Here is a 12,588-nt window from a genome sequence, read left to right on the forward strand (position 1 = left end):
AAGTTGACGCAATCATGTTAAAATTAGTAGAACGCATTCTGGGCATACTTTCTATTTTAAGTTTTGCTGGAGTTATCATTGTAGTAACTATACAGATTTTATCTAGGTTCCTACCTTTCTCATACATATGGACAGAAGAAATAACACGTTACTTATTCTTATTCGCTATTAGTTTTGGTACACCATTAGCACTGATGCGAAATGAATTTATTAATGTTGATCTATTAGTTAATAAAATGAAAAGTAGCGTTAGAAGATTTTATGATGTGGCTATTTATATCACTATTTTAGTTTTAACATTAGTAATTGCCAAAGAAGGATATAAGTTTATGTTGCTAGGACATAATCAACGCGCAGCGACATTACCTATCCAGATGTCTGTTGTGCATGCATCTATTTTCTTAATGGGATTATTCCTTTCAATATTTGCTGTTGTGAAAATTATACTATTACTACAGAATAAAGAACCTTATTTAGATGGGAGTGAAGAAGAATGATGGCGTTAGTTCTGTTCCTATCTTTTCTCGTTTTAATATTTATTGGAGTGCCAGTTGCATTTAGTTTAGGATTATCTTCACTCTTATATTTGTTTATTAACGATATGTCGTTTTCAATTATTCCACAAAGGATGTTTGGCGGACTAAACTCCTTCGTCTTACTATGTATTCCCGGGTTTATTTTAGCGGGGAATCTAATGAACGCCGGTGGAATTACTGATCGTATTATTCAGTTTGCGAATAACTGCTTTGGCCATATTAGAGGTGGTTTAGGATTGGCAAACGTAGGATCATCTATGGGTTTTGCAGGTATTTCAGGAACAGCACTTGCTGATACGGCAAGTATCGGAGCAGTCATGATACCTGCAATGAAAAAAGAAGGATATGGAGCAGGGTTTTCTGCCGCTGTTACAGCTTCATCATCTACAGTAGGACCAATTATTCCACCATCTTTGCCGATGATTATTGTGGGTACACTAGCTTCAGTATCTATTGGAGATCTATTCTTAGCTGGTGCAGTGCCGGGTATACTTTTAGGTCTAGGCTTGATGATTCCTACGTACTTGATTTCTGTTAAGAGAAATTACCCTAAGGGTGAGCGGAAATCATTCAAAGAAATAAGCAGTAGTTTCTTAGGGGCATTTTGGGCGCTCTTCATGACAGTCATTATACTAGTTGGTATTTTAGGTGGTATATTCACACCAACAGAAGCTTCTGTTATCGCGGTTTTATATGCATTGGTCATTGGAATTTTTGTTTATAAAGAATTACCAATCAGAAAAATACCGGAAATCATGCTGGATTCCATGACGAGTACAGCGTCTATCATGTTATTAGTAGGATTTGCTAACTTGTTCGGTTGGATTATGGTTAGTGAACAAATTCCGCAATTAGTTGCGAGTACAATTTTAGGTATTTCAAGCAATCCCATCATAGTTATTATCTTAATCAATATCTTATTGCTATTTGTTGGTACCTTTATGGAAACCATTGCAGCACTTGTTATCCTTTTCCCAGTGTTACTCCCAGTAGCTATGGAAGTTGGCGTGGATCCAGTGCAATTTGGCGTCATGATGGTCTTGAATCTTGTTATCGGATTAACAACTCCACCAGTTGGTGTTTGTCTGTTCGTTGCTTCGCAAATAGGGAAGGTATCAATAGGCAAGACAACAAAAGAGTTGCTTCCGTTCCTAGGTGTTAGTTTAGTCATATTGTTATTAGTATCGTTCGTGCCACAAATCACATTATATTTACCAAGTCTATTTAAGTAGGTGTAGAAGATGAAAATTAAGGCAGTTCAAGTACCAGAAGCACATAAATTAATGATTATTGAAAAAAAATGTCCAGAGATAAAAAATGAATTTGACGTACAAGTAAAGGTTAAGCGTGTAGGTATTTGTGGCTCTGATATGCATATCTATCATGGTACTAACCCTTTAGCAACATATCCCCGCGTGGTGGGACATGAAGTCGCGGGAGAAGTTACTGCAATAGGTGAATCTGTTAGTACACTCAAATTAGGGGATCATGTTGTAATCGAACCAATTTCATTTTGTGGGAAATGTTACGCATGTAGAAAAGGTCGTCAAAATGTTTGTAAGCATCTTTCAGTTTTTGGTGTACATGAAGATGGTGGTATGCAAGAAAAAATTGTTCTTCCTGAGAGACAAGTTCATCGCGTTAATAAGAATCTTGAATGGGATGAACTTGTTTTGGCGGAACCCTATACAATTGGCGCGCAAGCTGTGTTTAGAGGTAATGTTGAAGCGGGTGACACCGTTTTGATTCAAGGTTGTGGTCCTATTGGAGTTTGTATTTTGAAGATGGCTAAATTAGCAGGTGCTATTGTAATCATGACGGATTTAGATGAAAAACGTTTACAGTTTGCAGAACAGAATGGAGCAGACTATATCATAAACGCAGGAAAAGTTTCTGTAGAAACTGAAGTAATGAAGATTACTGAAAGTGAAGGTGTTAATGTTGTAATAGACGCTGTGTGCCTTCCGTCAACATTTGAACTAGGTGTACAAGTTGCTTCTCCTGCTGGTACCGTAGTGGTACTTGGCTTTGATGAACGTCCCGCTTCCATCTCTCAGCTTCCTATAACAAAAAAAGAGTTAGAAATCGTAGGTTCTCGTTTGCAGACCAATCAATTCGAAAAAGTAATTACTCTATTAAATGAAGGTAAGTTAACTCATGATGGTTTAATAACACATAAATTCGCTCTGAAGGATGTTCAAAAAGCATTTGACTTTATCGAGAATAGTCCTGATCAAGTACGTAAGGCTTGTATTACTTTTGACTAAGGAGATCTGAATATGCTTCCAAAACACCAAGTAATTCATCATATTATGAAACAAAAAGTTGTGGCGGTTATTCGTGCTGCCAATGCAAAAGAAGCAATTGCTATTTCGAAGGCCGCTATTTCAGGTGGTATTTCAGTGATTGAGCTAACATTTACAACACCTTTTATTGAAGATGCCTTTAAAGGTTTAGTAGATGAAGATGCTGTGATAGGTGCGGGAACAGTTTTAGATCCAGAGACAGCGCGTATTGCAATTCTGGCAAACGCTAAATTCATTGTTAGTCCACATTATGATAAGGAAATAGCAAAAATGTGCAATCGCTATGCTATTCCTTATCTTCCTGGCTGCATGACCATTACAGAAATGAATAAAGCTATGGAAGGTGGCTGTGATATCTTAAAGCTATTTCCAGCCAATCAATTTAAGCCTTCTATAATTTCCGCGTTTAAAGGCCCGTTACCACATACTCGTTTCATGCCTACGGGTGGCGTTTCTTTAGATAATATAAGCGATTGGTTACAAGCGGGGGCCGTGGCTGTTGGTATTGGTAGTGATCTCACCAAAGCATATAAAGCTGGAGGTGAAGAAGCAGTTAGTAAACTGGCAGAAACGTATATGGAAAAAGTTAAGGGGGTAAAATAACAATGAATATTACTTTTAGATGGTATGGTAGAAACAACGATACAGTTTCGTTGGAACAAATCAAACAAATCCCAGGAACAAAGGGAATAGTTTGGGCCCTTCACCATAAACAAGCTGGTGAGTTATGGACGGAAGAAGAAATTCAAGATGAGGTTTCATATATTCAATCTCATGGCTTTCACGCGGATGTTGTGGAAAGCGTTAATGTTCATGAATCCATTAAACTAGGGTTACCTGAACGTGATGAATTAATAGAAAACTATAAGCAAACGATACGCAATTTAGCAAAAGCAGGTGTTAAAGTAATATGCTATAATTTCATGCCTGTATTTGATTGGACGCGCTCTGATTTGCATCACCCGCTTCCAGACGGATCGACTGCATTATTTTATGAAAAAGCAAAAGTAGAAGGTATCGATCCTGTGGAACTTATCAAATCAGTTTCAGAATCATCTACGTTAACGATGCCTGGATGGGAACCTGAACGATTAGCTAAGATTACGAATTTATTAGAGGCCTATAAAGAAGTTAATGAAGAAAGATTATGGGATAATCTTTCCTATTTCTTAAATGCTATTTTACCGATTGCGGAAGAATGCGATATCCAAATGGGCATACATCCCGATGATCCGCCATGGTCTATTTTTGGTTTGCCAAGAATTATTACTGGTGAAGAAAGTCTAAAGAGATTATTATCTATCTCAAATTCACCTTCGAATCGAATTACGTTTTGTACAGGCTCATTAGGCGCAAACCCAAAAAATGATATGGTGTATCTCGCTGAAAAGTATGCGCAGTATGCTCCGTTTTCTCATATACGTAATGTTAAAATATTTGACAATGGTGATTTTATCGAGACTTCTCATTTTACGGAAGACGGTTCAATCGATATAGCTGGAGTAGTGAAAACATTAGCTGAACAACAATACGAGGGTTATATACGGCCTGATCACGGTAGACATTTATGGAATGAAGACTGTCGTCCAGGCTACGGATTATACGATCGTGCGTTGGGTATTATGTATATGCTCGGGCTTTGGGATGCATATCATAAGAAAAACGAGGTGAAATAACTTTGCAGACCATTCACCAAAACTTACAGAATAAAGTGGCTGTAGTAACAGGCGGTAGTGGAGTTCTATGTTCGGCTATGGCAATGGAATTAGCCAGACATGGCGTCAGGATAGCTATTATCAACCGCACGTTAAAAAACGGACAGCTAATAGCAGCTGAAATTCAACAAGCTGGAGGACAAGCAATAGCTGTTGAAGGAGATGTTCTAGACAGATCCTCACTAGAAACAGCAAAAGATCTAGTAGTCTCACAATTTGGAAAAGTAGATATCCTCATAAATGGTGCAGGGGGTAATCATCCTGATGCAATTACTTCAGAAGAGATATACAGTGGGAATGAAGTGGAACAATCCTTTTTCCAGATGAATGAAGTGGGATTATCGACAGTGTTTGCTAGTAATTTCACAGGAACATTTCTAACTAGTCAAGTTTTCGGAAAAGTGCTTTTAGAACAAGAATCTCCTGTTATTTTAAATATCTCTTCCATGAGTGCATTTTCGCCGATGACGAAAGTGCCTGCATATAGTGCTGCGAAATCAGCTATCAATAACTTCACAATGTGGATGGCGGTTCATTTCGCTGAATCTAATCTACGCGTCAACGCTATTGCGCCGGGTTTCTTTTTGACAAAGCAAAATCATGACTTATTAATTGATGCTGATGGAAATCATACACAGCGTTCTAATAAAATCTTAAATAGTACTCCTATGAAACGCTTTGGTAAGCCTGAAGATTTGCTTGGTACTATGTTATGGCTTGTTGATGAATCATACTCTAGTTTTGTTACTGGAATTACTGTTCCTGTAGATGGTGGTTTTATGGCCTATTCAGGTGTGTGATTTATTGTGAATAGCGCAAAGGTTATTAGATAATCTTTGCGTTATTTGTGTTGTAATATAATCAGGTCTTCAATAGAAACATCCTGAACTAGAATTTTTTTCAGTTGCTGTGCTATAGTGAAAGTAACAAAGCAGGCAGGTGATTACAATGCAAAAGAAGCGCAGACAAGTTATTAGAAAAGGAAATGTAGTCGTCTTTCCTGGAACACTCGAACGTCTTCATCGAGAAGGTAGACTGGCAATGGAACGTGATCTTCATCAAGAAGCGGTTCGGAATTTCGAATCTGTATTGGAAATTGATCCCGAAGATTACACGGTTTTTGATGGTCTAGCTATTTCTTTATATGAAATGAAAGAGTATGAACGAGCAAAAGAATTCGCACTTCTTGCTATGCAAAACCAAGCAGGCGATTACATAGAAATACTTGAGCTTTACCTTTCGATTTCAATCCAACTACAGCAATACGATGAGGTAGAGCTGACGATACAAGGTCTGTTAGAGAAAGAAATCATTCCACAACATAGTTTACAGAAGTTTCAATATTTGCGAGAGTTGAATAGTCGATTATCTACTCGTTATGAAGAACCTTCCATTGAGGAGCCTTCTATTACAAGCGAGCAATTTCACCAAATGGGTTCGATGGAGCAACAGGAATTCTTATTGTCATTGCAACATCAGAAATTACAGCCATACATTCCGTTGTTGGTAGAGGTGATTGAAGCAGAGGATATGTTGCCGGTTGTTAAGACCTATGCGTTGATGTTATTGCAACAAGTGGGATATCAAGAATCGTTAGCTGTTCGTAAATTCCACTTTGAAACGGAAGTTAATCCATCAAGACTCGTTTCACCCGAGGAAGATCAATTTATTGGGGAAGTGCAGTTTCTCGCAAAAGCGCAATTTGAGAAAGATCCAACAGCTAGTGAATTAGTAGTCAATTTGATCCTCAAGTACAGTGTCTTGCTGTTTCCATTCCACTGGGGTCCTTACACGGCAGAAGAGGTGGCGGGCGAGTATGTCGCGTATACAAAGCAGTTATTGTACGGTCAGCAAACGACGGAGTCTTCATTACTATCGTTCATACGTTCGGTGGATGAAGAAATGGAAAGCTGACAGTGATTAATTCTTGAAAGATGAATAGACTATGTTATACTAAAATGGTTGTCAACTGCTTATCTGTCCTCAGTAACGTTGTCGCTTCTTACAAGCGGAACAAAATGAGCTGATTCAGATAAAGCCTTCAAAGAGTGTCGAAGATTTTTTTAGGATATACAGAAAAAATTCAGATACAATCATGCGAAGGTATAATTGATTAAAATAAAAATAAAAGTATTGCAAATGATTTGGAGGTCATACATATGACAGTTAAATGGGAAAAATTAGAAGGCAGTGAAGGGAAACTTACATTTGAAGTTTCCGTAGATCGTTTCAACGAAGCACTGGATGAAGCGTTCAAAAAAGTAGTAAAGAAAGTACAGGCACCTGGTTTCCGTAAGGGGAAAATGCCACGCAAAATGTTCAACAAAATGTACGGTGAAGAATCACTTTACAATGACGCTATCGATATCGTACTTCCTGGAGCATACTCTGCTGCAGTAGACGAAGCAGACGTAGATCCAATCGCAGCTCCTGAAATCGACATCGAAAAGCTAGAAAAAGGCGAACCTGTTGTTTTCACTGCAATCGTAGCGCTTAAGCCGGAAGTTAAGCTTGGTGAATACAAAGGTCTTGAAGTAACTCGTCAATCAGTTGAAGTAACAGATGAAGAAGTAGACGCACAGCTTCAACAACGTACTGAAGCACTAGCAGAAATGGTAGTCAAAGAAGATGGCGTTGTGAAAGATGGCGATACTGCTACAATCGATTTCGAAGGATTCGCTGATGGTGAAGCTTTCGAAGGTGGACAGTCAGAAAACTACGAACTTGAAGTTGGTTCTGGTTCATTTATTCCAGGATTCGAAGAGCAAGTAGTAGGCATGAAAACAGGAGAAGAAAAAGAAATCGAAATCACTTTCCCTGAAGAATATCATGCTGCTGAATTAGCTGGTAAGCCTGCTACATTCAAAGTGAAAGTTAACGAAATCAAGTCTAAAGAAGTTCCAGAACTTGATGATGAGTTAGCAAAAGAAATCGACGAGAGTGTTTCTTCAGTAGAAGAGCTACGCACGAAGTTGAAAGAAGAAGCTGAAGAAGTGAAGAAGAATGATTCTGAAACAGCTCTTCGTGACGATCTAGTAGAACAAGCTGCAAGCAACGCTGAAATGGAAATTCCACAAGCGATGATCGATTCAGAAACGGATCGTATGATGCAAGACTTCGAACAACGTCTTCAAATGCAAGGTATGAACTTGGATCTTTACTTCCAGTTCTCTGGACAAGACGAGCAAACACTTCGCGATCAAATGAAAGACGACGCATTAAGCCGCGTACGCGTTTCGTTGACACTTGAAGCAATCGGCGCAGCTGAAAAAGTAGAAGTGCCTGAGGAAGAAGTACATGCTGAACTTGAAAAGATGTCTGAACAATTCGGTATGGACGTGGAGCAAATCAAGACTACTCTTGGTGGCACATCTGTACTTGAGAACGACCTTCGTTTCAATAAAACAGTACAACTACTTGTTGACAATGCAAAAATCATCGACTAATCTTTCTATATGAATGCAACAAGGTACGGTTTGCCCGTACCTTGTTTTTCTTAAATAAAAGAATTTCATGTATAGTCTTATTGAAACTACACAAGCTAGAACATAAATAACTATACATATCTGGCTGGGTGTTATCGGTCAATAAGTTCTAAATAGTTGATTAAGTCATGGTAATCTTGTAGTATATTCACTTGAATAGGGGTGAGCATAATGTTCAAATTTAATGATGAAAACGATAACCTGAGCTGTTCTTTTTGTGGGAAATCTCAAGAGCAAGTCCGCAAATTGGTAGCAGGTCAAGGTGTTTATATTTGTGATGAATGCGTTGAACTTTGTGCGGAAATCGTGGAAGAGGAAGTAGGTCTTGAAGAAGGCTTCGAGCTAAAAGATGTACCGAAACCAAGAGAAATCCAAGGTATCCTCGATGACTATATCATCGGGCAAGATCGCGCAAAGAAATCACTCGCAGTAGCGGTATACAATCATTACAAACGAGTAAATTCAGGCAGTAAAATTGATGAAGTCGAGCTGGCTAAATCCAACATCGTCTTAATCGGACCAACTGGTAGCGGTAAAACATTACTAGCACAAACGTTGGCTCGTATTTTGGATGTGCCATTTGCGATTGCAGATGCGACTTCATTAACTGAAGCAGGCTACGTTGGGGAAGACGTAGAGAATATTCTCTTGAAATTAATTCAAGCAGCAGACTTCGATATTGATAAAGCTGAAAAAGGTATTATCTACATTGATGAAATCGACAAGGTAGCTCGTAAATCTGAGAATGCGTCGATTACTCGTGACGTATCTGGTGAAGGTGTGCAACAAGCGTTGCTGAAGATTCTTGAAGGAACAGTTGCAAGCGTACCACCACAAGGTGGCCGTAAGCATCCTCATCAAGAATTCTTGCAAATCGATACAACGAATATCTTATTCGTTGTAGGTGGAGCATTTGATGGTATTGAAGATATCGTTAAACGCCGTATCGGACGTAAAGTCATCGGTTTCGGTTCTGAGTCCAAGCAAGAAATCAATGAAGAAGATAGCCTATTGGCTAAATTGATTCCTGAAGATCTCCAATCATACGGTTTGATTCCAGAATTCATCGGTCGTTTGCCGGTAATTGCAACACTCGATACATTAGATGAAGATACATTGTATCAAATTCTAACTGAGCCGAAAAATGCGATCGTCAAACAATACCAGAAGATGGTTGAACTAGATGATGTAGAACTTCAATTTGAAGATGATGCTTTGATCGAAATCGCAAAAGAAGCGATTGCTCGTAAGACAGGTGCACGTGGGCTTCGTTCCATTATTGAAAACATCATGTTGGATGTAATGTACGATCTACCTTCACTCGAAGAAGTGAAGAAATGTATCATTACGAGGGATTCTGTTCTTGGAAAGTCTACTCCGCTTTTACACAGAGAAGACGGATCTGTATACGAATCAGATAACGAAAAAAATACCGCATAACGCCGAAAAGGCAAAAGGGCCGGCTCCACCGATGCGTATCTAATACGTTCGGCAGTCGGCTTTTTCTTACATAAGATTTTATATGCGCATTACACATACATATACATAACATATTTGGAGGTGGCTTTTCATGCCGACGATTCAAAAACAGAACATCCCATTATTGCCACTTCGCGGAGTGATTGTTTATCCGACGATGCTTTTACATATTGATGTTGGCCGTGAACGCTCGATTTTTGCAATTGAACACTCATTAGCAGGTAATCATGAAGTTTTCCTTGCGACTCAGAAAGATTTGAGTTTGGAAAATCCAGAAAGCGATGATTTGCATGAAATTGGTACTCTAGCGAATATCAAATCAATGACTCAATTACCAAATGGTACGTATCGTGTATTAATCGAAGGTATACATAGAGCAGAGTGGAGCAGTTACCAAGAAGCTGACCTGTATCCAGTTGTCAATGTCACGTGTTATGAGGAAAGCGAAGAAAAAGACGCAGAAGCAGAAGCGCTGATGCGTTCACTTGTTGCACAGTTCAAGCGATATGCGAAGAATAGCAAAAGAATTTCCGATGAAACACTAGAGACGGTGGAAAGCATTCAAGAACCAGGTAGGTTAGCAGATATGATTGCATCAAATTTGCCGTTAAAATTAACAGCAAAACAAGAAGTGCTTGAAATACTGGACGTGCCTGAACGTTTGGAATGGCTTATTAGTCGAATGTATAACGAACAGGAAATCATGGAGCTTGAACAAAAAATTAATGAACGCGTGAAAGATGCAATGGAACGCACGCAAAAAGAGTTTTATTTACGCGAACAGTTAAAGGCAATTCAAACTGAGCTAGGCGATAAAGATGGTAAAGGTCTTGAAGTGTCCGAACTGAAATTGAAAATTGAAGAAGCAAATATGCCACAATCTGTTAAGGATACAGCAGAGCGTGAGTTGGAACGTTATGAGAAGATCCCTTCTGTTTCGGCTGAAAGTGGCATCATTCGTAATTATATTGAGTGGCTCATTACGCTGCCATGGACTCATGCGACAGAAGATCAGCTCGATTTATCCCGGTCAGAAGAGATTTTGAATCGTGATCATGAAGGGTTGGAAAACGTTAAAGAACGAATTCTAGAGTATCTCGCTGTGCGACAGATGACAAATTCACTGCGTGGACCGATTCTTTGCCTGGATGGTCCTCCAGGAGTGGGGAAAACCTCATTAGCCCGTTCTATCGCTGAGTCACTAGGACGTGAATTTGTTCGCATATCACTAGGTGGTGTCCGTGATGAATCTGAAATCCGTGGTCATCGTCGAACTTACGTAGGCGCGATGCCTGGGCGTATTATCCAAAGTATGAAAAAGGCAGGCACTGTCAACCCGGTCTTCTTACTCGATGAAATCGATAAAATGTCTAATGATTTCCGAGGAGATCCATCGTCTGCTATGCTAGAAGTGCTGGATCCTGAACAAAACAGTAATTTTAGTGATCATTATATAGAAGAGCCGTACGATCTTTCGAGTGTGTTATTCATTGCGACTTCGAATGATCTGGGGGCTATTCCGGGTCCATTGCGTGACCGTATGGAAATCATTTCGATCCCCGGTTATACAGAACAGGAAAAACAATCAATAGCAATCCATCATTTGATTCCTAAACAGATGAAGGAACATGGTCTAAAGAAGGCACAACTTCGTTTCCAGGAAGAAGCAGTTCTAGAAATTGTACGATATTATACACGTGAAGCGGGTGTACGTTCACTTGAGCGTGAAATTGCCAGCATTTGTCGTAAAGCCGCACGTCAAATTCTGGCAGGTGATAAAAAAAGTCTAACAGTTAGTCCGAAATCATTAGAAGCTTTACTTGGCAAAAAGCGTTTTCGCTTTGGACAGGCAGAAACTGTCAATCAGGTAGGCATGGCCACTGGACTCGCCTATACATCTGTCGGTGGAGATACACTGCAAATTGAAGTATCATTATCACCAGGTAAAGGCAAATTACTGTTGACAGGTAAACTTGGAGATGTCATGAAGGAATCAGCACAAACCGCATTATCTTATGTGCGTTCCAAAGCCATGACATTCCATATAGATCCTGATTTCCATGAAAAGTGGGATATTCATATTCACGTTCCGGAAGGCGCCACGCCAAAAGATGGACCTTCCGCCGGTATAACCATCGTAACAGCACTAGTATCCGCATTGACGGAACGCCCGATACGCCGTGAAGTCGGTATGACAGGAGAAGTGACGTTGCGTGGACGTGTACTACCTATTGGTGGACTAAAACAAAAAACGCTTAGTGCTCATCGTGCAGGATTGCGGACGATTATCATTCCGTCAGATAATGAACGCGACTTGGATGATATTCCAGATAGTGTAAGAAAAGAACTAACATTTAAACTCGTGTCGGATGCTCATGAAGTACTCGATATCGCTTTGGAGGAAAAGAAATGAAAGTCCATAACGTTGAAATGATTATGAGTGCCGTTCGTCCTGAACAATATCCAACAGAAGGTTATCCTGAATTTGCGTTAGCCGGTCGTTCGAATGTAGGGAAATCTTCCTTCATTAATAAAATGATCGGGCGCAAAAGTTTAGCACGTACATCTTCAAAGCCAGGAAAGACTCAAACACTCAATTTTTATAAAATTGAAGAAAAGTTATTTTTCGTCGACGTACCAGGGTACGGCTATGCGAAAGTGTCAAAAACAGAAAAAGAAAAATGGGGCGGTATGATTGAACAATATATTACGTCCCGAGAAGAATTACGTGCAGTAGTGCAGATTGTTGATTTACGTCATCCACCGACAAAAGACGATTGCATGATGCATGATTTTCTTTCCCATTACAATATCCCGACGATTGTCGTGGCGACAAAAGCGGATAAAATACCTAAAGGTAAATGGGAGAAGCATAAGAAAGTTGTGCGTACAACATTTAACATGGAAATACACGAGCCGCTCATCCTGTTTTCATCTGAAAAAGGCATGGGTATGGATGAAGCATGGCGCGAAATTGAAAGTCGCATGTAAGCAACGAGTTAATTTGATCGAATTGTTACATTATGACTTCAAACGATGTTCACAAATTGCATTCCGACTAAAGCGC

General features: G+C 39.5%; 11 protein-coding genes. All 11 read left to right on the forward strand.

Annotation, left to right across the window (positions count from 1 at the left end; genetic code table 11):
- Nucleotides 1-14: 14 nt before the first annotated feature.
- On the forward strand, nt 15-497 hold the full coding sequence (locus CSV73_RS05715; protein ID WP_099626824.1) for a TRAP transporter small permease: 483 nt from the start codon (nt 15-17) through the stop codon (nt 495-497).
- Nucleotides 494-1,768: a TRAP transporter large permease gene (locus CSV73_RS05720; RefSeq protein ID WP_099626825.1), complete on the forward strand. Its 1,275-nt coding sequence runs from the start codon at nt 494-496 to the stop codon at nt 1,766-1,768. The genes CSV73_RS05715 and CSV73_RS05720 overlap by 4 nt, the downstream gene beginning before the upstream one ends.
- Before the next feature lie 15 nt (nt 1,769-1,783).
- Nucleotides 1,784-2,803 (forward strand): zinc-binding alcohol dehydrogenase family protein, encoded by a 1,020-nt coding sequence (locus tag CSV73_RS05725; protein ID WP_099626889.1) that lies wholly within the window; start codon nt 1,784-1,786, stop codon nt 2,801-2,803.
- Nucleotides 2,804-2,815: 12 nt separating this feature from the next.
- Nucleotides 2,816-3,445: a bifunctional 2-keto-4-hydroxyglutarate aldolase/2-keto-3-deoxy-6-phosphogluconate aldolase gene (locus CSV73_RS05730; protein WP_099626826.1), complete on the forward strand. Its 630-nt coding sequence runs from the start codon at nt 2,816-2,818 to the stop codon at nt 3,443-3,445.
- A 2-nt stretch (nt 3,446-3,447) separates the two neighbouring features.
- Nucleotides 3,448-4,518, forward strand: coding sequence for a mannonate dehydratase (gene uxuA / locus CSV73_RS05735; protein ID WP_099626827.1), 1,071 nt, complete (start codon nt 3,448-3,450; stop codon nt 4,516-4,518).
- A 2-nt stretch (nt 4,519-4,520) separates the two neighbouring features.
- Nucleotides 4,521-5,357, forward strand: a complete 837-nt coding sequence (locus CSV73_RS05740; protein ID WP_099626828.1) for an SDR family oxidoreductase — start codon at nt 4,521-4,523, stop codon at nt 5,355-5,357.
- Between the two features lie 148 nt (nt 5,358-5,505).
- A complete protein-coding gene (locus CSV73_RS05745; protein WP_099626829.1) occupies nt 5,506-6,471 on the forward strand; it encodes a tetratricopeptide repeat protein in 966 nt (321 codons plus the stop codon).
- Nucleotides 6,472-6,716: 245 nt separating this feature from the next.
- Complete coding sequence (tig, locus tag CSV73_RS05750; protein WP_085131068.1) at nt 6,717-8,003, forward strand: trigger factor; 1,287 nt, start codon at nt 6,717-6,719, stop codon at nt 8,001-8,003.
- 210 nt (nt 8,004-8,213) lie between these two features.
- Nucleotides 8,214-9,482 (forward strand): ATP-dependent protease ATP-binding subunit ClpX, encoded by a 1,269-nt coding sequence (gene clpX, locus CSV73_RS05755; RefSeq protein WP_099626830.1) that lies wholly within the window; start codon nt 8,214-8,216, stop codon nt 9,480-9,482.
- 130 nt (nt 9,483-9,612) lie between these two features.
- Nucleotides 9,613-11,934, forward strand: coding sequence for an endopeptidase La (gene lon, locus CSV73_RS05760; RefSeq protein ID WP_099626831.1), 2,322 nt, complete (start codon nt 9,613-9,615; stop codon nt 11,932-11,934).
- Nucleotides 11,931-12,512 carry a ribosome biogenesis GTP-binding protein YihA/YsxC gene (gene yihA / locus CSV73_RS05765; protein ID WP_085131065.1) on the forward strand — a complete coding sequence of 194 codons (582 nt, stop codon included), beginning with the start codon at nt 11,931-11,933 and terminating at the stop codon, nt 12,510-12,512. Before lon ends, yihA begins: the two co-directional genes overlap by 4 nt.
- Nucleotides 12,513-12,588: the final 76 nt, after the last annotated feature.

It is taken from the genome of Sporosarcina sp. P1 (genome assembly GCF_002743155.1).
GTDB lineage: Bacteria > Bacillota > Bacilli > Bacillales_A > Planococcaceae > Sporosarcina > Sporosarcina ureae_B.